This window comes from Phenylobacterium sp., assembly GCF_030697925.1.
GTDB lineage: Bacteria > Pseudomonadota > Alphaproteobacteria > Caulobacterales > Caulobacteraceae > Phenylobacterium.
Window position 1 is genome coordinate 13456 of the sequence record NZ_JAUYOJ010000237.1, and the last position, 22223, is coordinate 35678.

Genomic DNA, 22223 nt, shown 5'->3' on the forward strand with positions numbered 1-22223 from the left:
CTTTCCGCAAGGCGCGCCTTGGCCCTAGTGTAGGGCGGCCCTGGGTTTTCGGGGCCGCCCTTCCTATTTGATTTTCAGATTCCAGAGACCGCATGTCCGATATTCCCGTTCCCGCCTGGCCCGTGATGTCCATCGCCCAGGCCCACGCCGCCCTGACCGCCCCCGGCGCCCGCTTCGAGATCGAGGAGAAGGTGATCCGCGGGGTGGTGACGCGGACCTGGAAGAACGCCCCGCCCACCCTGCGCGACGTGTTCGTCAACGGCCGCGCGTTCAAGGACCGCGAGTTCCTGGTCTACGAGAACGACCGCGCGACCTTCGAGGCCTTCGCCCGCGCGACCGTGACCCTGGCCCACCGCCTGGCGGCCGACGGGGTGAAGAAGGGCGACCGGGTCGCCGTCATCATGCGCAACCTGCCGGAATGGCCGGTGGCCTTCTGGGCCGGGATCCTGGTCGGCGCCATCGTCACGCCGCTGAACGCCTGGTGGACGGGGCCGGAGCTGGAATACGGCCTGGCCGATTCCGGGACCAAGGTCGCCATCGTCGATGACGAGCGCCTGGCGCGCATCCAGGAGTCGCTGCCGAACCTGCCGGCCCTCGAGAAGATTTACGTCCCGCGGCTGGCGGACGGCCCGACGGATCCCATGGTCGTTCGCCTTGAGGAGGTGATCGGGGCGGTCAATTCCTGGGGCGCGCTGCCCGACCTGCGTCTGCCCGACGTGGCCCTGGAACCGGAGGACGACGCCACCATCCTCTACACCTCTGGCACGACCGGAAAGCCCAAGGGCGCGCTGGGCACGCACCGCAACATGACGTCGAACATCATGGCCGGCGGCATCTCGGCGGCGCGGAATTTCCTGCGCGCCGGCCAGCCCTTGCCGGAGTCCGATCCGCACAAGCTGCCGCAGCGCTGTTCGCTGCTGGTGGTGCCGCTGTTCCACGCCACCGGCCTGTCGGCCAACCTGTCGCCGAGCCTGAACGCCGGCGGCAAGATCGTGCTGATGCGCCGCTGGGAGCCCGAGCTGGCCATGCAGCTCATTGAGCGCGAGAAGGTCAACGCCACCGGCGGGGTGCCGACCATCGCCTGGCAGCTCATCGAGCATCCGGCGCGGTCGAAATACGACCTCTCATCCCTGCAGTCGGTGTCCTATGGCGGCGCGCCCTCCGCCCCGGAGCTGGTGCGCAAGATCGTCGAGGTCTTCCCGGCCTCCCAACCCGGCAACGGCTGGGGCATGACCGAGACCACGGCCACCTTCACCAGCCACCTGGGCAAGGACTACGAGAACCGCCCCGACAGCGCCGGCCCCGCCGCCCCGGTGGGCGAGATGCACGTCCGCGACCCGGCCGACGGAGTCACCATCCTGCCGGAGGGCTCGGTCGGCGAGCTCTGGTGCAAGGGCCCGCAGGTGGTGAAAGGCTACTGGAACAAGCCCGAGGCCACCGCCGAGACCTTCCAGGACGGCTGGCTGCGCACCGGCGACCTGGCGCGGATCGACGAAGAAGGCTTCCTGTTCATCATCGACCGGGCCAAGGACATGCTGATCCGCGGCGGCGAAAACATCTACTGCGTCGAGGTGGAGAATGTGCTGTACGACCACCCGGACGTGATGGACGCCGCCCTGGTCGGCATCCCCCACAAGACGTTGGGAGAGGAGCCTGCGGCCGTGGTGCACCTGAAGCCGGGCGGAACGGCGGATGAAGCGGAGCTGCGGGCCTTCGTGCGCGAGCGCCTGGCGGGCTTCAAGGTGCCGGTGAAGGTGGTGTTCTGGCCCGAGACCCTGCCGCGCAACGCCAATGGGAAGATCGTGAAGACCGAACTGAAGAAGATCTTCGAGACCGCCGTATGAGCGGTCGCAAACCCTTGATCCTGGGCATCGGCGGCACCATCCGGTCGGGCTCCTCCACGGAGCGGGCCCTGCAGTGCGCGCTACGCGCCGTCGAAGCCCGGGGCGGGGAGACCCGCCTGCTGGGCGGGGAGTTCCTGGCCAAGCTGCCGATCTTCAATCCCGCGATCCTCGAGCCCACCGCCGAGCAGCAGGTCCTCGCCGACGCCGTGCGCGCCGCCGACGGGGTGATCGTCGCCAGCCCGGGCTATCACGGGTCGATCTCCGGGGTGATCAAGAACGCCCTGGACAGCCTCGAGGTGCTGCGTGACGACCCGCGGCCCTATTTCACCGACCGGGCCGTGGGGGCGATTATCACCGCCGACGGCTGGCAGGCGGCGGGCACCACTTTGACCACGCTGCGATCGATCATACATGCGCTCAGGGGCTGGCCGACGCCGTTCGGCGCGGCCCTGAACGCGACGTCGAACCTGTTCGACGCCGAGGGGGCCTGCCTCGAGGCGAAGGACGCCTGGCAACTCAGCACCGTCGGCGAACAGGTCTTCGACTTCGCCCAGATGAAGGTCGGCAAATGACAGGTCCCCGCCTGGTGACACCCGCCAATGGTTCCGGCTCCGGCGAGGCGGCGCACGAATCCGCGATCTCGCCGATCGAGGACATCATCGAGGACGCCCGTAACGGCCGCCCCTACATCCTGGTCGACGCCGAGGACCGGGAGAACGAAGGCGACGTCATCATCCCGGCCCAGTTCGCCACTCCCGACCAGATCAACTTCATGGCCAAGCACGCCCGCGGCCTGATCTGTCTGTCGATCACCGCCGAGCGCGCGCGCGCTCTGCGCCTGCCGCCCATGGCCATGGACAACCAGTCGGGCCACGGCACGGCCTTCACCGTCTCGGTGGAGGCGCGCGAGGGGGTGACCACCGGCATCTCGGCCCACGACCGGGCCCACACCATCGCCGTGGCGGTCGACCCGACCAAGGGCGCCGACGACATTGTCTCCCCCGGCCACGTCTTCCCCCTGGTGGCCAAGGACGGCGGCGTCCTGGTCCGCGCCGGCCACACCGAAGCCGCGGTCGACATCAGCCGCATGGCCGGCCTCAACCCGGCCGGGGTGATCTGCGAGATCATGAAGGACGACGGGTCCATGGCCCGCCTGCCCGACCTGATCGGCTTCGCCCAGCTCCACGGCCTGAAGATCGGCACCATCGCCGACCTGATCGCCTATCGCCGCCGCACAGAGCGCCAGGTGGAGCGGGTGCTGGAGACGCCGTTCGACTCGACCTTCGGCGGTCGCTTCCGGATGGTCATCTACCGCAACATCATCGACAAGACCGAGCACGTGGTCCTGACCAAGGGCAAGATCGATCCCGACAAGCCAACCCTGGTGCGCATGCACCGCGTCGACTTCGCCGCCGACATGCTGGGCCACAAGGAACAGCGCCGCGACTATGTCCCGCGCGCCCTCAAGGCGATCGCCGACTATGACGGGGCCGGGGTGGCGGTGTTCATCCGCGACTCGAATCCCTCCTGGCTGTCCGAACGCTACGGGGCCGAACCTGGCGCCGACCACGGGGCCAATGTGCTGCGCGACTACGGCGTGGGCGCCCAGATCCTGCTAGACCTCGGCGTGCGCGACATGGAGCTGCTGTCCAACTCGGCCACGGTCCTGCCGGGCTCCGGCGGCTACGGCCTCAAGATTGTCGGGCGCCGGCCGCTTTAGCGGAACCATCCCCGCTTGCGGGGCGCGGGCCTGGCGCCGGCGCGAAATACCCAGTGCGGCCAGACCTGCTCGGAATGCAGGCGCCGCGCCATGACCAGCTCTTCGACCGCCTCCGTGGCCCCGCTGCACGAAGGTGTGTCGGCGTCGTCATAGGCGACGTAGCCACCGGGCGTCATGAACGGCCAGACCGCGTCCTGGGCGTATTTCACGCCGGAACAGATATCGCAGTCGATGTGGGCCAGGCCGAAGCTCGGCCTGGTCTTGGCGATGCCCGGGAAGGTGTCCTGGAACAGGCCCTTGACCACCACAAGGTTGGTGAGGCCGAGCGCGTCGCGCCGCGCGACCAGGGCCTCGTGGGAGTTGTCGCCGAAGTCGCCCTCGCCGTGCAGGTCGCGGGCGGCGTCGGTCGCCGGCATGCCCTCATAGGTGTCCAGCGCATAGACCTTGGCCCCCGGCGCCACGTCGTTGAGCACCCGGGCCATGAACAGCGCATTGCCCCCGCGGTACGAGCCGAATTCGATGACGTCTTTGCCTGCGAGGCCCTCGAAGAACGAGGTCAGGATGAGGAACAGGTTCATCCGCTTGGCGTCGAGCATCACCGACCAGCCGTCGGCGGCCTCCAGGCCCGCCTGGTAAAGCGGATGGTGCGCGACCAGGTCGGCCACCCCCGCATGCATCAGGCCCCAGCCGCGCTGGTAGCCGTCGCGCGCGCTGCGCCCGCCCTTGAGGGTCGCCGGCGTGCCGATCTCAGGTAGCGGAATGAGGCCCATCTCGCCTTGCTATGGGCCGTCGCCGCCCGGCGCACCCCCCCCCGATGGGAGCCTCAGGCGGTGGCGCTGCGCAGGGTGATGCTGGTGCAGCGTTTCGCCCGCGAGGCCCGCTGCAGGTCCTCCAGCCGCTTGGAAAGCCGGGTGGCCTGGGCGGTAGGCGCGCGATTCAGCGAGATCGGCGTGTAGTAGCTCGCCACCGCCTCGCCGCCGCGCATCTGGCGTTGGGCCGCCGCGTAGGCTCGCTGGGTGCGGGCCACCTCGAGGGCGAGTTGGCCGCAGGTCAGGCGGCGATAGTCGGGGACGGCGGCCGTCGCGGAGATGATCGGCGGCGGCGGCGCCGACGCGCAGGCGCAGACCAGCAGCGCCACGGCTGTGGACAGGATCGCCCCCCGCATTTCAGCCCTCCCTGAAGGGTCTTCGTTGGGAGGAGCTTGCCCCGTCTTGGGGCGAGCCTCAAGCGCCGCCACGCCCACGAGGACTTCCGACATTACCGTACAGCTCAGTCATAAAAATTTTGAATGTGGTTAACAAAAATCCGAGGAACCAACCTCAATGTCCTGCGTTTTGGGCCGTTCACGCCGCAACATGGTTAGTGAGGTCGTTTTTTATACAGTGAAGTATATTGCATATTGTAACCGAGAAACTTGGTTGACACGGCCTGATTGAGGCGACTTCTTGTGGCGTGCCGAGGGGTGGCGATTCAACTGTCAAGCCTGGAGTGGGATACACCATGACGATGAAGTTAAGCTTGTTGGCCGTGGCTGCAGGTCTATCGATTGCAACTTCCGCGAACGCCCTGACGGTCATCTCCTCGCCGATCGACACGCCGCCGCCGGTCGGCCAGTCCGTGGTCTATGATTTCGATGGCTATGTGGCGCCGGGCTTCTCGCTCATCCTGAGCGGTCTGGCCGGGGTCTTCGACGGCTCGTTGGGTCTCGTCCCCGGAGTCGCGGCGCCGCCGCCTGGCACGACCACCGACTATCTGGCCATCCAGACGGGCGGCTCGGCGACCTTGAACACGCCGCTGATCAGCGCGCTCAGCGTCTATATCGGCTCGCCGGACTCCTACAACAGCATCCGGTTCATCGGCCTGAACGGCTATGACGAGACCCTTACCGGCGCGGCCCTGGCCGATGGCTCGTTCGGCGGCAATCAGACGATCGGCCGGCGGATGACCTACAATTTCGGGTCGGACCGGATCACCCAGGTCATCTTCTCCTCCAGCGGCAATTCGTTTGAACTGGACAATATCGCGGTCGCCTCGATCGTCCCCGAGCCGGCCACCTGGGCCATGATGATCGCCGGCTTCGGCCTGCTGGGTGGCGCGGCCCGCCGCCGGCGCGCGCACTCCGCCGCCTTCGCCTAGGACTTCAGCGCTGCGCTGACGACAGAAGGTCGTCGCGCGGCGCGCCTAGCGGTCGCGGGCAGGTCCCATGTCCTGACGGCGACGAATATCCTCACGCGCGCGGCCCCAGATGTCCCTGCGCATCGGCGTGTCCTTCCCGGTTGTCGGTGATTGGACGGCGTCGCGGCGGGGCGGTTCCGTCCCGCGGGCCTGCGCGGCGCGGAGTCGCGAACGACTTCGTTGATTGTCGTTTTCTTGGACTTCGAACGCGCCTATAGGAGGTGCTGCTTTATGCACCGCCCGGCCGAAAGGCCGGGCGCCGTCATTTTAGGAATACTGTCATGACCGACATCCTGATGCCGAAGGCGACCGCTGTCTGGCTGGTGGACAACACTTCGCTGACCTTCGAGCAGATCGCCGACTTCTGCGGCCTGCACCCGCTGGAAGTCAAAGGCATCGCCGACGGCGAGGTGGCGCGCGACATCCGCGGCGCCGACCCGATCGCCAACGGCCAGCTCAACCGTGAAGAACTGGACGCCGCCCAGAAGAGCGACAAGTACCGCATGAAGGCCCAGAAGAGCCGACACGCCGAACTGCTGAAGCCGGTGAAGAAGGCGCCGCGCTACACTCCGGTGTCGCGCCGCCAGGACCGTCCGGACGCCATCGCCTGGTTCATCCGCAACCACCCGGAAGTGGCCGACAGCCAGATCGCGCGCCTGCTGGGCACGACCAAGGCCACCATCGACCAGGTGCGCAATCGCCAGCACTGGAACGCCGCCAATATCAAGCCGGTCGATCCGGTGACGCTCGGCCTCTCGACCCAGATGGAACTGGATGCGGTGGTCCGCAAGGCGGCCGACAAGAAGGCCAAGGACGACGCCAAGCGCGGCATCGTCGAGCCCGAGGGCGCGACCCTGGCTCCGGCCTCGGAGACTGGCGTGCTGGTGGAAGACGACGATCATCACGTCGCCGAGCAACCCCACTTCGAAGACGAAGACGCCGACGAGGACTAGGGGCCGGCGAACCAGGAAACGCCACCCATTAGGTTCGTCCTGGCCGGCCTCTGTGCCGGCCACCCATAGACTCCGCGGTCAGAGGTTTGCCTGGGCGACTCGTGTTCATGGGTCCCCGGGACAAGCCCGGGGATGACGAGCATGGATATCAAGTTCGTCCGGCGATGGGCTCAGACAACCCTGTCGACCGCCTCCGGGGACCTTCAGGGGGCGGTCGACCAGGGTCGCCTGGCGTCCGGCCCCCCTCGGACGAGGAAGAGATGGGGCGAGCCGCGTCCCTCGCGGGTCGCGACCGCAAAGCGTCAGTGGGCGCGAGCGCCCAGGGCTTGGATCTCTTCCTTCAGCTTAAGCTTCTGTCGCTTGAGTTCCTGTAGTTTCACGGCGTCGGCGGCGGGCCTGTTCATCTCGTCTTGGATCGCCCTCTCAAGATTTTGATGACGGGATCCGAGTTCGCGGATGCGGGCTTCAACGGCCATGTCGTGTCGTCTCCTGCATGAACCTAGGCGCGTGAGTGAACACCCGCTGGCCTGCTCTGTCAGATCACATATGTTTGCGATCCGACATTCACCGGCGACGCTTGGAAATCGGGCGTGGAGACCTAACCCATGAGCAGCAGCACACGCCTGGTTGTCGGCGTCTCGGGCGCCAGCGGCGTGGCCTACGGCTTGCGGGTGCTCGACGCCTGCCGCGAACTCGCGGTCGAAAGCCACCTGATCTTCTCCCGCGCCGCAGCCCTCACCCTGGCCCAGGAGACCACCCTGACCGTCGCGGACGTCCAGGCCCGCGCCGACGTGGTCCACAAGGTCGGGGATGTGGGCGCCTCGGTGGCCTCCGGCTCCTTCCCGACGCTGGGCATGATCATCGCGCCCTGCTCGGTGCGCACCATGAGCGAGGTCGCCACCGGGGTGACCTCGTCCCTGCTGACCCGCGCCGCCGACGTGACACTGAAGGAGCGCCGGCCCCTGGTGCTGATGGTCCGCGAGACGCCCCTGCACCTGGGCCATCTGCGCACGATGGTTCGGCTGGCGGAGATGGGGGCGATCATCGCCCCGCCCATGCCGGCCTTCTACGCCAAGCCCACCAGCCTCGAGGAGATGGTCGACCAGTCCGTCGGCCGGGCGTTGGATCTCTTCGGTCTGTCCTGGAAGCCGGTCAAGCGCTGGGGCCAGGACGTTGGTCCGCTGCAGGGGGAGGGCTGATGTCGCTCTGGGACTGGACGCTGGAGGTCTATTGCCTTCCGGGCGTGCCGGAGGCGACGCTGGACCTGCAGGACCGGCATGGCCAGAACACCTCGTTCCTGCTGTGGGCCATCTGGGCCGAGGGACCGTCGGCCGAGGCGCTCGCAGGCGGCGCGGCGGCGGCCAAGGCCTGGGACGCGACGGTGCTGAAGCCTATCCGCGAGGTGCGCCGCACGCTCAAGGCGGCCTTCCCGCCGGTGGATGACGGCGCGCGCGAGGCCCTGCGTGAGGAGGTCAAGGCCGCCGAACTGCGCGCCGAGCGGGTGCTGATGGAAACCCTGGAGACCCTGGCGCCGGCCTCAAGCGGCGGACATCCGGCCCTGGAGAGCCTGCGCGCGGCCTCAGCGGCCTGGGGGAGCCCGGCGCCGGACGAGGCCCTGGCTCGCCTGGCGCGCGCCCTCGTCTAGACGAGGGCAGCCAGGGTGCGCATCATCTGAGTCGGGCGGCGAGGCGTAGCGTATGAACGACGACGATATCGACGATGCGGAGGCGAGGTTCCGCGCTCACCTGGGCTCGGTGATCCAGGAGCATGCGGACCTGGACGCGGCGGTCGAGGCGCTCTCCCGCCAGCCGGTTCCGGACATGATGGTCATCGCGCGGCTGAAGCGGAAGAAGCTGGCCTTGAAGGACGAGATCTCCCGCCTGCGCAACCAGCTCACCCCCGACATCATCGCCTGAGCGTGACGACCGTCAGCTAGCCCATCTTGAAGGCGCAGACCTTGTTGCCGTCGAGGTCCCGGAAATAAGCGCCGTAGAAGGTGTCGCCCCGCAAGCCGGGCGGGCCGTCGCAGGTTGCGCCCTGGGCCAGGGCCGCGGCGTGGACGGCGTCGACCATCTCCCGAGATTCCGCCGCGAGCGCCACCATCGTGCCGTTGCCGGGCTTGGCGGGCTGCTTGTCATAGGGCTCGCACAAGGCCAAACCGCCGGCGCCGAACTTCCCGTAGAACATGATGCGGCCCCCGTCATAGCCGCGCCGAACGCCCATCGGCGCCAGGACGGCGTCGTAGAAGGTCTTAGCCTTCTCCAGGTCGTTGCTGCCGATTGTAGTGTAGCCGATCATGGTCGTTCTCCCTTTACGGGAAGGACCTTAGCCGCGTGACGCGAACGTCAGGGAAGCGGTTTCTAGCCGATGCGCGGCGCCTGGCGCGGTTCGATGATCCCGCGCCGTTCGCGCTTGCGGATGAACATGGCCGCATCGGCCTCGGCCACCAGTTCCTCGGGATCGATCTCCGAGGAGATTTCGCGCACGCCGTAGGAGATGTGCAGCGGCGCCGACCAGTCGCCAAACTGAATGGGCGAGCCCTCGATGGCGTCGGCCAGGGCCTCCGCCTTGGCCTCGGCGGTGGGCTTGTCGGCCTGGACCAGGATCACCGCGAACTCGTCGCCGCCCATGCGGCCCACGATATCGCTCTCACGCACATGGGCCAGCAGCCGCTCGGCCACGGCGCGAAGGGCCGCGTCGCCGGCCGCGTGGCCGAAGCGGTCGTTGACGTGCTTGAAGCCGTCCAGGTCGAAATAGACCACACTGGCCGGCGAGCCGTAGCGCTGAGAGAAGGTGCGGATGCGCGACAGCTCGCGCACGAAAGCCCGGCGGTTGAGCAGGGGGGTGAGCGCGTCGCGGTCGGCCAGATCCTCGACCTCGGCCAGCTTGGCCTTCAGGCGCGTGACCTCGCCGCGCAGCTCGTCGATTTCGGTCAGCAGGGTCTTCACCGCCCCCTGGACGGCGGGTGTCAGGTCGCCCTCGGCCAGGCCCAGGAAGGCGGTCTTGTCGGTTGGTCCGGTGGCCGTCGCGGTCGCCTGTGCGCCGGCGCGCACCAGTGCGCTCTTGCGGATGGCCGAGAAGGATTCGGAGCGGGCGCCGGTGATCTTCATGGGGCTTTCATCGAACGAGAATCGCTGAAGTCCTAGCGAGTTGAGAATCCTGAACGTCCTTGGTTGCGGGCGCAAGACCGGCGCCTATACTCCGCGCCTTTCCGCCGCAGGGGCATCTAACGTCATGAGCGCAACGACCGCGCCGGTCGCCATCATCATGGGCAGCCGGTCCGACTGGCCCACCATGAAGGGCGCCGCCGAGAGCCTCGACGCCCTGGGCGTGGCCTATGAGGCCAAGGTGGTCTCCGCCCACCGCACGCCCCAGCGGATGTACGACTTCGCCAAGGGCGCCAAGGCCGCGGGCTTCAAGGTGATCATCGCCGGGGCGGGGGGCGCGGCCCATCTGCCGGGCATGACCGCCTCCATGACCGAACTGCCGGTGCTGGGCGTGCCGGTGGAGTCCAAGGCGCTGAAGGGCATGGACAGCCTGCTCTCCATCGTCCAGATGCCTGCTGGGATCGCGGTGGCGACCCTGGCGATCGGCGAGGCGGGAGCCCGCAACGCCGGCCTGCTGGCCGCCCAGATCCTGGCCCTGTCCGACCCGGCCCTGGCCGAGCGGCTAGTCGCCTATCGCGCCCAGCACACCGCCAGCGTCGCCGAAACCGTCGAGGACGTCTGAGCATGGCCGCCCCCCTGCCGCTGCCGCCGGGATCGACGCTCGGCATACTGGGTGGGGGACAGCTCGGCCGGATGCTGGCCCAGGCCGCTGCGCGGCTGGGCTTCGACGTGGCGATCCTGGAGCGCGAGACCGACGCCCCGGCCGGCCGCGTCGCCGCCCACGCCATCGTCGGCGCCTATGACGACCCTGCCGCCCTGAAGGCCCTGGCCGACCTGGCCGACATCATCACCTTTGAGTTCGAGAACGTGCCGGCTGCTTCGGTCGAGGCCCTGATGGCGCTCGGCGTCGAGGTGGCGCCGGGTCCTCAGGCCCTGGCCGTCGCCCAGGACCGGGTGGACGAGAAGAGCTTCCTCAACGCCAACGGCGTGGCCACCGTCGCCTTCGCCGCCGCCGACAGCGCCGAGAGCTGCGTCGAGGCCGCCGGGCGGATCGGGGCCCCCTGCCTGATGAAGACCCGCCGCGAGGGCTATGACGGCAAGGGCCAGGTCTGGGTCGAGCACGCCGCCGGCGCGGCGCGGGCGTTCGAGGCCCTGGGCGGCCGGCCGGTGATCCTGGAGGCCCCCGCCGACTTCGTCCGCGAACTGTCGATCATCGCCGCCCGCGCCCGCGATGGCGCCATCGCGGTCTATCCCCTGGCCGAGAACCATCACGAGAAGGGCGTCCTGCGCCGCAGCGTCGCCCCGGCCCGGACCAGCGCCGCCACCATCGCCCAGGCCGAGCGGATCGCCGCCAAGATCCTGACGGGCCTGGCCTATGTCGGCGTGATCGGCATCGAGCTGTTCGAACTGAAGGACGGGTCGCTGCTGGTCAACGAGATCGCGCCCCGGGTTCACAACACCGGCCATTGGACCCAGGACGGCTGCGAAGTGGACCAGTTCGAGCAGCACATCCGCGCCGTGGCCGGCTGGCCGCTGGGCCCCACGGCGGCCCGCGCCCAGGTAGAGATGCTGAACCTGCTGGGCGACGAGGTGGACGGCTGGGCGAAGTACGCCGCCGAACCCGAAACCCGCGTGCACCTCTACGGCAAGCGCGAAGCCAAGCCCGGTCGCAAGATGGGCCACGTGAACCGGCTGCGCGGGCCGATCTAGGCTTCGTTGGGGATGGCCGACAGGGCCTCTTCCAGCTCCAGGAAGCTGGGTTGGGCGCCCGAGGGGACGCTGCCGCGGCCGATCTCGACGGAGATCTGGGCGGCGTTGCCGTGCAGGTGGGCCACCAGCACCGACTGGATGATCTTGTAGAAGGAGCCCTCTTCCTCGATGACCTCCTTCAGGCGCACCGCCATGGGGCCGACCAGGCCGTAGGCCAGGAACACGCCGAGGAAGGTGCCGACCAGGGCCGAGCCGATCATCTCGCCCAGGACTTCCGGCGGCTCGGTGATCGCGCCCATGGTCTTGATGACGCCGAGCACGGCGGCGACGATGCCCAGGGCGGGCAGGGCGTCGGCCAGGTTGGTCAGGGCGCCGGCCGGGCCGAGCGCCTCGTGGTGATGCTTCTCGAGCTGCTTCTCCATGGCGTCCTCGACCTGATGCGGGTCCTCGAGGTTCATGGTCATCATGCGCAGGGTGTCGCAGATGAAGTCGACGGCGAAGTGGTCCTTCATCACCCGCGGGAAGCGCGAGAAGATCGAAGAGTCCTTCGGGTTCTCGATGTGGCTTTCCAGGGCGATGACGCCCTTGGACTTCATGGTCTTGGTCAGCAGGAACAGCAGGGACAACAGGTCGCGGTAGTCGCTGGCCTTCCACTTCGGCCCGGCGAACACCTTGCCGAAGCCCGAAAGCGTGCCCTTGATGACCGGCATGGAGTTGGAGATCAGGAAGGCCGCGAGACCCGCGCCGCCGATCGCCATCATCTCGTGGGGCAGGGCGTGCAGGATGACGCCCAGATTGCCGCCTGAGATGATGTAGCTGCCGAACACCAGGCCAAACAGCAACACGATGCCGATAATCTGAAACATGGTGGTGGTCGGTCCCCAGGGTGTCGGCCGGCAGCATCGCCATTAATGCTTAATGTCGCGTGAGCATTTCGGGGTTTGCGCAAGGGATCGGAGCGCCTTAACAGCGCACCATGCCCAAGCCAGCTTCCGCCATGGACGGTCTGCCCAAGGGGTCGTTCGCGATCATCTTCGGCGTTTCGCTGGTCACCGCCATGGGCAATACCGGGATGATCTCGGTCCTGCCGGCCATCGGCCGCTCGATCGGCATACCCGACCCGATGGTGGCGGCGATCTTCTCGCTCTCGGCGCTGTTGTGGGCGTTTTCCTCACCGTGGTGGGCCAGGGCCTCGGACAAGCATGGCCGCAAGCCGCTGATGCTGATCGGCCTGACGGGCTTCATGATGTCGATGATCGCCTGCGGCCTGGTGGTCGCCGCGGGCCTCTATCACCTGACGACGCCCATGGTGATCTTCGTCTTCTTCCTGTTCGCCAGGGCCCTGTTTGGCCTGTTCGGCGCGGCCTCGAACCCCGCGACCCAGGCCTATCTGGCCGAGCATACGGCGCCGGAAAATCGCACCCAGGCCATGTCCAGCCTGGCCGGCGCCTTCGGCCTGGGCACGGTCATTGGGCCATTCATCGCACCGCTGTTCGTGCTGCCGTTCAAGGGCGGCCTGGCGGGCCCGCTGTTCGGTTTCGCGGTCATCGCCGGGATCATGCTGTTCATCGTCTGGAAGAGGCTGCCCGAGAGCCAGAACATGCCCGTGGCGCCGGTGAAGGCCGCGCCGGTCAAGGGCGCGGCGGTGGTGAAGGAGAAGCCCATGTGGCGCGATCCGCGCGTCACGCCCTTCCTGATCTACGGCTTCATCGTCGCGGTCTGCCAGACCGCCCAGGGCCAGACCCTGGGCTTCCTGATCATCGACCAGCTCGACCTGTCGCCGATGAAGGCTCAGGGCTTCATCGCCATCGCCATGATGTTCGGCGCCGTGGCCGGCCTGCTCGCCCAATGGGGCATCATCCGCATGTTCGAGATGACCCCGCGCCAGCTCCTGCGCTGGGGCGTGGGCGTGGCGGCCGTCGGCAATGTCATCGTCGCTTTCCAGCCCACCTATGCCGCGGTGGTGGCGGGCTACGCCATCTCCAGCCTGGGCTTTGGCCTGGCGCGGCCGGGCTTCACGGCGGGCTCCTCCCTGGCGGTGGACATGCACGAACAAGCCCGGGTGGCCGGGGCCATCGCCGCGGTCAACGGGGTCAATGTGGTGCTCGCCCCGGCCTTCGTCTGGCTCTACCAGGCCGTCGCGCCCGCGCCCTTCATCCTGTGCGCGGTCCTGATGGTGGCCATGCTGATCTACGCCTTCCAGAACCAGCAGCTGAAAAACGCCGCCCCCTCGCCCACCACCCGCGCCGACGCGGCCAAGGCCACCCTGGAAAAGGGCGACGAAGGCGGCGGCTAGCCCGCGGGGGGCAGGGCGGCGACCTCGACGTTCAGTCGCCGCACCATGTCCATCGACAGATAGCCGTCGGCGGTGATCCCGCGGGCCTTTTGCCAGGCGCGCAGGGCCGTGCGGGTATTGACGCCCACCACCCCGTCCGGCGCGCCCGGATCGAAGCCCAGCCGCGCCAGCGCCGTCTGGGCGGCGATGCGGTCGCCGATGCCGAGCGGGATCTCCAGGGGCCAGGCTCGCGCCAGCGGGCCGCCGCCGGCGAACCGGTCGGCCAGCAGCCCGATCCCCAGGGCGTAGGCCGTCGAGTTGTTGTACTTGCGGATCGCGAAGTGGTTGGGGAGCAGTAGGAAGATTGGTCCGTCCGCCCCGGCCGGAGCCGCCAGCATGGCCTTGGCCGCCGCGTCGGCGCCCGACCATCCCCGGCCGTCGGCGGGCTTCAGGCCCTGGCCCGCCCACCAGTCCGGCGTCTCGCGCGGGCCCTCGGTCAGGCTGTAGTCGAAGCCGGGCGGGGCGATGACTTCGCGGGCCCAGCCCTCGCCGCGCGTCCAGCCGCCCTTGGCCAGCAGGTTGGCCGCCGAGGCGAGCGCGTCGTTGCTGGAGCCCCAGATGTCGCGCCGCCCGTCGCCGTCGCCGTCCACGGCGGTGGCCAGGTAGTTGGAGGGCAGGAACTGGGTCTGGCCCATGGCCCCGGCCCAGGAGCCCTTCAGCCGGCCGCGGTCGGCCTCGCCGGACTCGATGATCTTCAGCGCCGCGATCAGCTCGCCCTCTGCGAAGGCCCGGCGGCGACCGTGGAAAGCCAGGCTCGCCATGCAGCGGATCACGTCGAAGTCGCCCTGGATGGCCCCGAAGCCGCTCTCCATGGCCCAGACGGCGATCAGGATGTCGCGCGGCACGCCGAAGCGCTGTTCGACCCCGCCCCAGAAGGGCAGGTTGGCGCGGTAGCGCTGGCCGCGCGCGATGCGGTCGTCGCTGACCGTGCCCTTGATGTAGTCGCCCACCGGCTTGGAGAATTCCGGCTGGGCGGAGTCGAGGCTGATCACCCGGGGATTGGGCGTCAGGCCGGCCAGTTCGCGGTCCAACAGGGCGGGCGCAAGGCCCGCGGCCAGGGCGCGGTTGCGGAACTGGCCGCGCCACTCATCGAAACTGGCGTCGCCCGAGGATGCGGGACCGGGCGGCGCGGAGGGGATATCCGGTCGCGGCGGGGGCGGTTGCGGAGTCGGGAAGGGTGAGCCGGTCATCGGCTTGAATTCGGTGGAGGTGTCGGCGCAACCGGCCACGAGCAGGAGTAGGAAGAGGCGGCGGTCCATGGGCCAAGCCTAGCGGCGCCCGCGCTCTTCCCCAATCACAAGGCCGTCAGCCGTTGACTCAAAAGCCGTCCGCCCGTATACGCGCCCGCTCTGTAGATAACCCCGGTGCTTTCCAAGCCGGCGCCCGAGATAGGTCCATGAAGGTCAGAAGCTCGCTCAAGACGCTCAAGACTCGCCACCGCGATTGCAAGCTGGTGCGTCGCAAGGGCGTGATTTTCGTCATCAACAAGACGAACCCGCGCTTCAAGGCGAAGCAGGGCTGAGGCTCCCCGGATGGCTGTGTCAGCCGTCCTCTGGGACATCGGCAATGTCATCGTGCGCTGGGACCCGCGCACGCTCTACGCCAAGTTTTTCAAGGAACCGGCGCAATGCGACCGGTTCCTTTCGCATGTCTGCACCGTGGAATGGCACGTGGCCCACGACCTGGGCGTGACCTTCGCGGACAACCGCGCGCCGCTGCTTGAGCGCTTTCCCGACTACGCCGACGCCATCCACGCCTGGGAGACCCGATGGTGGGACATGTTCTCCGGGCCGATCGCCGAGACCGAGGCGGCCATCGAGGCCCTGCACGCGGCCGGCGTGCCGCAATTCGCGCTCTCCAACATGTCGCATGAGGTCTTCGACGGCATCACCGCCATGAGCCCGGCCTTCGAGCGCCTCGGCGGCTACGTCATCTCGGCCGAGATCGCCACGATGAAGCCCGATCCGTCGATCTACGCCTTGGCCTGTGAGCGGTTCGGCTTCGCGCCACGCGACTTCCTCTTCGTCGACGACAGCGCGCGCAATATCGACGGCGCGCGCGCCCTGGGCTTCGACGCCCACCATTTCACCGATCCGGCGGCCCTGCGTCCGGCGCTGGAAGCACGCGGCCTGCTCTAGCCGTTCCGCACCAGCTCGAAGAACTCCTGCCGGGTGCGCGCATCGTCGCGCACCTCGCCGGTCAGGTGGCTGGTGGTCAGGCGCGAGCCCGGCGTGTTCACCCCGCGCATGGTCATGCAGCTGTGCTCGGAGACGATCACCACGCCGACGCCCTTGGGCTTGAGGACGCTGTCGATCGCGCCGGCGATGTCGGCGGTCAGCTTCTCCTGGATCTGCAGACGCCGGGCGAAGCCGTGCACCACCCGGGCCAGTTTGGAGATCCCCACCACCCGGTCGCGGGGCAGGTAGCCCACATGGGCCTTGCCCAGGAACGGCAGCATGTGGTGCTCGCAGAAACTGACCACCCGGATGTCCTTCAGCACCACCAACTCGTCATAGCCCCCGACCTCCTCGAAGGTCCGGGCCAGGTAGTCGGTGGGGTCTGTCTCATAGCCGGAGAACAGCTCCTTGTAGGACTGCGCCACCCGCGCCGGGGTCTCCAGCAGGCCTTCGCGGTCGGGGTCGTCGCCGGCCCATTCGATCAAGGTGCGGACGGCCGCCTCGGCCTCCGACTGGGTGGGCCGGCGCCTGGGCGCGTCATGGAATTCGGACATGGGAAACTCCGCCTGGGTGCGTCATGAACGGCTTCGCCGCGGCGAAGGTTCAGCGGGCGGATGACAGGCGCGGGCCGCGCCGCTAGGGTCCCGCGCTTTCCGACCTCCCCGACTTGTGAGACGCTTTGCCCATGTCCGACGACAACGCCCACGGCGACATCCTGAACCAGGCCGCCCAGGGCCAGCTGAAGAGCATCATCGAGCGCATCGAGCGCCTGGAGCAGGAGAAGTCCGAGATCTCCGAACAGATCAAGGAGGTCTTCGCCGAGGCCAAGGGCAACGGCTTCGACGTCAAGATCCTCCGCAAGGTGGTGCGCATCCGCAAGCAGGACCGGGCCAAGCGCCTGGAGGAAGAGGCCATCCTCGACCTCTATCTCGCGGCCATGGGAGAGATTTGAAGCGAACCCCGCCAGACCGGAAGGCGCAGGCCAAGCGGGCCGCGCTGAACGCCTTGAAACGCGTCCGTCGCAAGGCGGACCGCGCCGAGGTCAAGCTCTCCGACTGGGAGGGCGAGTTCCTGGGTTCGGTGGAAGAGCGCGTGAAGACCTATGGCCGCGCCTTCGCCGACCCCGAAAAGGGCGGCCCGGGCGCGGCCTTTTCCGTCCTGCAATCGGTGAAGCTCAAGGAGATCGCCGCCAAGGCCAAGGGCGAGAAAAAGGACATGACCCGCAAGCCGTTCAAGCGGCGGGCGAAGCCTTACTCGGAGGATTAGGCCCTAGAGGCCAACCCATCCAAGTTCGTCATCGCCGGGCTTGTCCCGGGGATCCATGAGCACGACGCGCTCAAGCAAGTCTCCGACCTCGGTGTCTATGGGTGGCCGGCACAAAGGCCGGCCATGACGATCGAGTGGGAAGGTTTTGGGATGCGGTGAGCCTTAAAGCGCCCGCGCCGCGCGCGCCGTCTCGGCGCGCAGGGCCGCGAGCCGACCCTGGCGGATCAGCGCGCGCAAGCGGTCGTCACGCAGCTGCGGTCTCAGAACCGTCGGCTTCATCATCGGATCCCTTCAGGACGTCGTCGAGGCCCTGTTCGCGGACCTTTCGATAGAGGGTGGACCGACCGATGCCGAGGCGTCTGGCGACCTCGCTCATGTGGCCGGCATAGATTTCGATGGCGAGCTGGATGAGGTCGCGTTCGATCTCCTCCAGGGTCCGCAGGTGGCCGCGGTTGTCGAGAATGCGCACCGGGGCGTCGGCCGACATCTCGGCCACCAGTTGTTCGGCTGTCGGCAGTTGGGCCGGCATCCGGCTGGAAGCCGACGCCACCGCCTCGGGCGGCGGGGCCGCCACCCCGGAGATGGCGGGGAAGTCGTAGGGTTGCAGATAGGGGGCGTCGGCGAGCACGATGGCGCGATAGACCGCGTTCTCCAGCTGGCGGACATTGCCCGGCCAGTCGTAGGCCGTCAGGAAGGCCAGGGTCTCGGCCGAGGCGCCGACCACGGTCTTGCCCTCCTCGACATTGAAGCGGCGCACGAAGTGGTCCAGCAGGGCCGGGATGTCTTCACGCCGGTCGCGCAGGGCCGGGGCCTCCATCGGGAAGACGTTCAGGCGGTAGAACAAATCTTCCCTGAAAAGTCCGTCCTTCACCGCCTGGGCGGGATCGCGATTGGTGGCCGAGACGATGCGGACATCGACCTTGATGGAGCGCTTGGAGCCCACCGGGTCGATCTCGCTCTCCTGCAGGGCGCGCAGCAGCTTGACCTGGGTGTCCAGGGGCAGCTCGCCGACCTCGTCGAGGAACAGGGTGCCGCCGTTGGCCTCCTGGAACTTGCCCACATGCTTGTCGGTGGCGCCGGTGAAGCTGCCCTTCTCGTGGCCGAACAGGATGCTTTCGACCAGGTTCTCGGGGATGGCGCCGCAGTTCACCGCCACGAAGGGCTTGCCGGCGCGCTCGGATGAGCCGTGCACGGCGCGCGCGATCACTTCCTTGCCGACCCCGCTCTCGCCGGTGATCAGGATGGGGATCGAGGACTTGGCCGCCCGCTCGCCCATGCGCTTGATCATGGTCATGGCCGGGCTGTCGCCGACCATGTCGGCGAAGGTCATGCGGCCGGAGGAATGCTTCTTGAGGCGGTCGACCTCGCCTTTCAGCGCGCCCATCGAGAGCGCGTTGCGGATCGAGACGATGATGCGCTCTGGACTGGCCGGCTTGATGAAGAAATCGCAGGCGCCGGCCTGCATGGCCTGGACCACAGTGTCGATGCCGCCGGTGGCGGTGACCACGATGACCGGGGTGGTGAAACTGCGCGCGCGCATCTCCTTCAGGGTGTCCTGGCCGCTCATGCCGGACATGACCAGGTCCAGCAGGACGATGTCGGCCGCGGCCCCCGATTGCAGGCGCGCGATCGCCGCCTCGCCGCTCTCGGCGTGGGCGACGGCGAAGCCGTCACGCTCCAGGACCGACTGGATCAGCCGGCGTTGCGTTGGATCGTCATCGACGACGAGGACCGTCTTGGTCATTGGAAAAACACCCACACGTGAAACCGGACGCTCGTCTGCGTGGACGAGGCTCGTTGACCCGGATTGATACAGGGTCGGGGTAAAGGCGGGGTTTCGGAGTCCTGAGTCGGGGGTTAACGGCCGCCCGCCATGGACATCGCGATGGGGCCTTCAGCATAGTCTCGCTTTCGAGCATAGTGCCGAGGTTATCCGTGGGGGCGGCCTTGGATTTCCGGCACTTCCTCAGCGAATTGAAGAAACGCAACGTGGTGCGCGTGGCCGGCGTCTACACGGTCACAGCCTGGGGCGTCTTCCAGGTCGCCAAGACCATTTTCGAAACCCTCGACCTTCCGAAGGGGGCGTCTGCGCTCACCCTGCTGTTGCTGGCCCTGGGGTTGCCGATCGCGGTCCTGGTCTCCTGGGCCTTCGAGCTGGGTCCCGACGGGTCGATCCGGCGGGCCAGCAAGGCCGCCGCCGAGGAGCCGAACCGTCGGCTGAACTGGATGGACTGGGGCGCCCTGGCGGCGATCGCCACGGTGGTGGTCGTGTTCGCGGCGACGGCCTTCGGCCTGGCCGGATCCCTGGGCCGGGACGGCGGGGCGGGACTGCGAATGGGCGCGCCGCCCAGCAGGTCGGTGGCGGTCCTGCCCTTCGCCAATTTCAGCAAGGCGGCCGACGCCGAGTATTTCGCCGACGGCCTGACCGAGGAGGTGACCAACAGCCTGGCCCAGGTGCCGGACCTGAAGGTCGCCGGCCGCACCTCGGCCTTCTATTTCAAGGGCAAGAACGAGGATGTCCGCGAGATCGGCCGCAAGCTGAACGTCGCCCATGTGGTGGAAGGCAGCGTGCGCCGCTCGGGCGACCGGCTGCGCGTCACCTGCCAGCTGGTCAGCGTCAAGAACGGCTTCCACCTGTGGTCGGAGACCTACGACCGCACCATGGACGACGCCTTCGCTATCCAGACCGAGATCGCCGACGGTGTGGCCGAGGCCCTGAAGGCGGAGCTGGGGGCGGGCGGGCGGCCCGCGCGCCCGGTCCCGCGCGATCCTGAGGCCTATCGCCTGGAGGTGGTCGCCAAGGGCCAGGTACGCCAGAAGGGCAAGGCGCAGCTGCAGTCCGCCCAAGCCATCTACCGCAAGCTGATCGAGATGGAGCCCGACAACGCCGAGGTGCGGGCCGACTACGCCTACGCCACGGCCTATCTCGCCCAGAACCACCTGGAGGGCGATTTCCTGCCCGCCGTGCGCGACGCCGAGAGGCAGATCGCCAAGGCCCTGGCGCTGGATCCCAAGTCCTCCTCGGCCTATGTCGCCAAGGGCATGCTCAGCGCCATCCGGTTCATCCGGGAAGGCCAGCAGAGCGCCGAGGGGCAGGCTGAGGCCGCCTTCAAGCGCGCCGTGGAGCTCGCGCCGCGCGATTCCGAGGCGCTCAGCCTCTACGGCGATTTCATCGCCGGGAGCCGGCCGCAGGAGGCCGTGACCTATCTGCGCCGAGCGCTGGAGATCGATCCGCTCGACCGCGTCGCCAACAACGCCCTGGCCGGTTCGCTCTTCGCCACCGACAAGTTACAGGAGGCCGAGCTGCGCTACCGGATGAATGTCGAGCTGTTCCCGGAATACGTCGACTCCAAGGAGCAACTCGGGGACGTGCTGGCCGAGCAGGGCAGGCTGGACCAGGCGGTGGTCTGGTACCGGATGGCGGCGGCGCCCAAGACCGATCCGGCCGCGTCGATCCAGTTGGCCAACTACTACTACAATCTCGGCATGCCCCGCGAAGCGGTCGCCGCCCTGGACGACTGGCGGGAAAAGCCGGTCATCGGGCCGATCATCGAGGCCATCAAGTTCCTGGTGGCCGGCGACCACCAGGGCCTGATGCGGCTCGCACAGGCCGGGCTGGCCCAGCCAGAGCCCGATCCCGTCTGGCGCAGCGGCGTCGTCCTGGCCGGGGCGCATCTGGGCCAGTTCGATCTCGCCCGAGAGCAGCTGCTGGTGACCTCGCCGGAGTTGTTCGAGCCGACGCCCAAGGTCTCGCCCCGGCTCGCCAGCGATGCGGTTGGCGCGGCCTATGTCATCCAGCAGACGGGCGACCAGGGCCAGGCCCGCAGGGTCCTCCAGGCGGTGCTCGCCGCCACGGAGCCGAAGCCCGGCCTGCGCCAGATGAACGCCCGACGCATCGCCCGGGTCAAAGCCTACGCCATGCTGGGCGACAAGGACCGCGCCCTGGCGGAACTCCGCGCCGCCATCGATGCGGGCTACCGGGTCCTCTACGACATCGACGCCTTCACCCGGCTCGACCTCGACCCGACGACCCAGTCCCTGCGCGGCGAGCCGCGCTTCAGGGCCATGATCCGCGAGGTCGAGGCGTCCAACGACACCATGCGCCGAGCCATTCTCGCCAGGACCCCGGCGGTCGCCTCGCGGGCGCCCCTGCATTCGCGCATGGCCGGGGTTTGGAAACCGTCGATTGCCTATTCCCCCGGCTAGCTTGACCTTGACCGCCTGATCACGGGAAGGACCCGCCATGTTCGTCGGCCACTACGCCGCCTCCCTCGCCGCCAAGGCGATCGAGCCCCGCGCTCCGCTCTGGACCTATGTCATCGGGGCCCAGCTCATCGACATCGGCTGGGGCGGCCTGATCATGGCCGGCGTTGAGAAGGTGCGCATCGATCCGACCCTGCCCGGATCGAGCCTCGACCTCTATCACATGCCCTATACCCACAGCCTGCCGGCGGTGGTGCTCTGGTCGCTGGCCGGCGCCTTGGCGGTCCGGTTCGTCCTGCGCCTGCCGGTGCGGGCGGCGGTGTTCGTCGGCCTGGCGGTCTTCTCCCACTGGATCCTCGACCTCCTGGTCCACCGCCCGGACCTGGAACTCTGGTTCGGCGACGGCAAGGTTGGCTTCGGCCTCTGGAACTATCCGGTCCCGGAACAGGCCGTGGAGATCGGCCTGTTGGCGCTCGGCGCCGCGGCCTGGGCCTGGCTGCGCGGACGCGCGGGCCAGTCGCTGTGGCCGGTGCTGGCCTTCCTCGCCCTGCTGGTGGCGGTCCAGATCGCCGCCATGCTGCCGCCGCTGGGCGGAGACCCGGTCTCCATGGGCGGTTCGGCGATCGCGGTCTACCTCGTTGTCGGCCTCGCCGCCTGGGCTGCCGACCGCCGCAAGGCTGCGTGACCCGGCGGCATGCTTGCCCACGGCGAAGTTCCGCGCATAGTTCCTCCC

At 68.3% G+C, this 22223-nt stretch carries 26 protein-coding genes; 17 read left to right on the forward strand and 9 right to left on the reverse strand.

Annotated features, from left to right (window positions below):
• Positions 1-92: 92 nt before the first annotated feature.
• The 3 genes from Q8Q88_RS23265 to ribB are packed head-to-tail and all read left to right on the forward strand — an operon-like array spanning position 93 to position 3564.
• On the forward strand, positions 93-1844 hold the full coding sequence (locus Q8Q88_RS23265) for a class I adenylate-forming enzyme family protein (RefSeq protein WP_305677560.1): 1752 nt from the start codon (positions 93-95) through the stop codon (positions 1842-1844).
• Entirely contained in the window at positions 1841-2416 is a 576-nt protein-coding gene (locus Q8Q88_RS23270; protein ID WP_305677561.1) for an NADPH-dependent FMN reductase, read from the forward strand. Before Q8Q88_RS23265 ends, Q8Q88_RS23270 begins: the two co-directional genes overlap by 4 nt.
• Positions 2413-3564, forward strand: a complete 1152-nt coding sequence (gene ribB / locus Q8Q88_RS23275) for a 3,4-dihydroxy-2-butanone-4-phosphate synthase (protein ID WP_305677562.1) — start codon at positions 2413-2415, stop codon at positions 3562-3564. The genes Q8Q88_RS23270 and ribB overlap by 4 nt, the downstream gene beginning before the upstream one ends.
• On the opposite strand, the gene Q8Q88_RS23280 is transcribed toward ribB, so the two are convergent.
• Entirely contained in the window at positions 3561-4334 is a 774-nt protein-coding gene (locus Q8Q88_RS23280) for a TylF/MycF/NovP-related O-methyltransferase (RefSeq protein WP_305677563.1), read from the reverse strand. The two genes, ribB and Q8Q88_RS23280, sit on opposite strands and share 4 nt — an antisense overlap.
• A gap of 53 nt (positions 4335-4387) precedes the next feature.
• Entirely contained in the window at positions 4388-4729 is a 342-nt protein-coding gene (locus Q8Q88_RS23285; protein WP_305677564.1) for a hypothetical protein, read from the reverse strand.
• A gap of 335 nt (positions 4730-5064) precedes the next feature.
• Between Q8Q88_RS23285 and Q8Q88_RS23290 the strand changes: the two genes are divergently transcribed.
• Complete coding sequence (locus Q8Q88_RS23290; RefSeq protein WP_305677565.1) at positions 5065-5700, forward strand: PEPxxWA-CTERM sorting domain-containing protein; 636 nt, start codon at positions 5065-5067, stop codon at positions 5698-5700.
• A gap of 320 nt (positions 5701-6020) precedes the next feature.
• Positions 6021-6692 (forward strand): DUF1013 domain-containing protein, encoded by a 672-nt coding sequence (locus Q8Q88_RS23295; protein ID WP_305677566.1) that lies wholly within the window; start codon positions 6021-6023, stop codon positions 6690-6692.
• A gap of 302 nt (positions 6693-6994) precedes the next feature.
• Here Q8Q88_RS23295 and Q8Q88_RS23300 read toward each other — a convergent pair whose 3' ends face one another.
• The gene (locus Q8Q88_RS23300) at positions 6995-7168 is read right to left on the reverse strand and encodes a YdcH family protein (protein WP_254835657.1); all 174 of its coding nucleotides are present in this window, start codon (positions 7166-7168) and stop codon (positions 6995-6997) included.
• Between the two features lie 129 nt (positions 7169-7297).
• On the opposite strand from Q8Q88_RS23300, the gene Q8Q88_RS23305 reads away from it, so the two are divergent.
• The 3 genes from Q8Q88_RS23305 to Q8Q88_RS23315 are packed head-to-tail and all read left to right on the forward strand — an operon-like array spanning position 7298 to position 8608.
• A complete protein-coding gene (locus Q8Q88_RS23305; protein ID WP_305677567.1) occupies positions 7298-7891 on the forward strand; it encodes a UbiX family flavin prenyltransferase in 594 nt (197 codons plus the stop codon).
• Positions 7891-8337, forward strand: coding sequence for a TIGR02444 family protein (locus tag Q8Q88_RS23310; protein ID WP_305677568.1), 447 nt, complete (start codon positions 7891-7893; stop codon positions 8335-8337). The genes Q8Q88_RS23305 and Q8Q88_RS23310 overlap by 1 nt, the downstream gene beginning before the upstream one ends.
• Before the next feature lie 52 nt (positions 8338-8389).
• Positions 8390-8608, forward strand: coding sequence for a YdcH family protein (locus Q8Q88_RS23315; protein WP_305677569.1), 219 nt, complete (start codon positions 8390-8392; stop codon positions 8606-8608).
• Between the two features lie 16 nt (positions 8609-8624).
• Here the strand turns inward: Q8Q88_RS23315 and Q8Q88_RS23320 are convergent, their stop codons facing one another.
• Complete coding sequence (locus Q8Q88_RS23320; protein WP_305677570.1) at positions 8625-8990, reverse strand: VOC family protein; 366 nt, start codon at positions 8988-8990, stop codon at positions 8625-8627.
• A 62-nt stretch (positions 8991-9052) separates the two neighbouring features.
• A complete protein-coding gene (locus Q8Q88_RS23325; RefSeq protein WP_305677571.1) occupies positions 9053-9802 on the reverse strand; it encodes a GGDEF domain-containing protein in 750 nt (249 codons plus the stop codon).
• A gap of 124 nt (positions 9803-9926) precedes the next feature.
• Between Q8Q88_RS23325 and purE the strand changes: the two genes are divergently transcribed.
• Positions 9927-10421 carry a 5-(carboxyamino)imidazole ribonucleotide mutase gene (purE, locus tag Q8Q88_RS23330; RefSeq protein ID WP_305677572.1) on the forward strand — a complete coding sequence of 165 codons (495 nt, stop codon included), beginning with the start codon at positions 9927-9929 and terminating at the stop codon, positions 10419-10421.
• 2 nt (positions 10422-10423) lie between these two features.
• Positions 10424-11509 (forward strand): 5-(carboxyamino)imidazole ribonucleotide synthase, encoded by a 1086-nt coding sequence (locus Q8Q88_RS23335; protein ID WP_305677573.1) that lies wholly within the window; start codon positions 10424-10426, stop codon positions 11507-11509.
• Here Q8Q88_RS23335 and motA read toward each other — a convergent pair.
• Complete coding sequence (motA, locus tag Q8Q88_RS23340) at positions 11506-12375, reverse strand: flagellar motor stator protein MotA (protein WP_305677574.1); 870 nt, start codon at positions 12373-12375, stop codon at positions 11506-11508. The genes Q8Q88_RS23335 and motA overlap by 4 nt on opposite strands.
• Positions 12376-12485: 110 nt before the next feature.
• On the opposite strand from motA, the gene Q8Q88_RS23345 reads away from it, so the two are divergent.
• On the forward strand, positions 12486-13805 hold the full coding sequence (locus Q8Q88_RS23345) for an MFS transporter (RefSeq protein WP_305677575.1): 1320 nt from the start codon (positions 12486-12488) through the stop codon (positions 13803-13805).
• On the opposite strand, the gene Q8Q88_RS23350 is transcribed toward Q8Q88_RS23345, so the two are convergent.
• A complete protein-coding gene (locus Q8Q88_RS23350) occupies positions 13802-15103 on the reverse strand; it encodes a lytic murein transglycosylase (protein WP_305677576.1) in 1302 nt (433 codons plus the stop codon). The two genes, Q8Q88_RS23345 and Q8Q88_RS23350, sit on opposite strands and share 4 nt — an antisense overlap.
• A 137-nt stretch (positions 15104-15240) precedes the next feature.
• On the opposite strand from Q8Q88_RS23350, the gene ykgO reads away from it, so the two are divergent.
• Entirely contained in the window at positions 15241-15366 is a 126-nt protein-coding gene (gene ykgO / locus Q8Q88_RS23355; protein ID WP_254835668.1) for a type B 50S ribosomal protein L36, read from the forward strand.
• 10 nt (positions 15367-15376) lie between these two features.
• The gene (locus tag Q8Q88_RS23360) at positions 15377-15982 is read left to right on the forward strand and encodes an HAD family phosphatase (RefSeq protein WP_305677577.1); all 606 of its coding nucleotides are present in this window, start codon (positions 15377-15379) and stop codon (positions 15980-15982) included.
• Here Q8Q88_RS23360 and folE read toward each other — a convergent pair.
• Positions 15979-16575, reverse strand: a complete 597-nt coding sequence (gene folE, locus Q8Q88_RS23365) for a GTP cyclohydrolase I FolE (protein WP_305677578.1) — start codon at positions 16573-16575, stop codon at positions 15979-15981. The two genes, Q8Q88_RS23360 and folE, sit on opposite strands and share 4 nt — an antisense overlap.
• A gap of 131 nt (positions 16576-16706) precedes the next feature.
• Here folE and Q8Q88_RS23370 point away from each other — a divergent pair, with 131 nt between their 5' ends.
• Both Q8Q88_RS23370 and Q8Q88_RS23375 read left to right on the forward strand, forming a co-directional pair.
• Entirely contained in the window at positions 16707-16973 is a 267-nt protein-coding gene (locus Q8Q88_RS23370; RefSeq protein WP_254835671.1) for a DUF2312 domain-containing protein, read from the forward strand.
• Complete coding sequence (locus Q8Q88_RS23375; protein WP_305677579.1) at positions 16970-17287, forward strand: hypothetical protein; 318 nt, start codon at positions 16970-16972, stop codon at positions 17285-17287. Before Q8Q88_RS23370 ends, Q8Q88_RS23375 begins: the two co-directional genes overlap by 4 nt.
• 244 nt (positions 17288-17531) lie before the next feature.
• Here Q8Q88_RS23375 and Q8Q88_RS23380 read toward each other — a convergent pair whose 3' ends face one another.
• Positions 17532-19031 (reverse strand): sigma-54 dependent transcriptional regulator, encoded by a 1500-nt coding sequence (locus tag Q8Q88_RS23380; RefSeq protein WP_305677580.1) that lies wholly within the window; start codon positions 19029-19031, stop codon positions 17532-17534.
• A gap of 203 nt (positions 19032-19234) precedes the next feature.
• Here Q8Q88_RS23380 and Q8Q88_RS23385 point away from each other — a divergent pair, with 203 nt between their 5' ends.
• Both Q8Q88_RS23385 and Q8Q88_RS23390 read left to right on the forward strand, forming a co-directional pair.
• Positions 19235-21493 carry a tetratricopeptide repeat protein gene (locus Q8Q88_RS23385; protein WP_305677581.1) on the forward strand — a complete coding sequence of 753 codons (2259 nt, stop codon included), beginning with the start codon at positions 19235-19237 and terminating at the stop codon, positions 21491-21493.
• A 37-nt stretch (positions 21494-21530) separates the two neighbouring features.
• Positions 21531-22175, forward strand: a complete 645-nt coding sequence (locus tag Q8Q88_RS23390) for a metal-dependent hydrolase (protein ID WP_305677582.1) — start codon at positions 21531-21533, stop codon at positions 22173-22175.
• Positions 22176-22223: the final 48 nt, after the last annotated feature.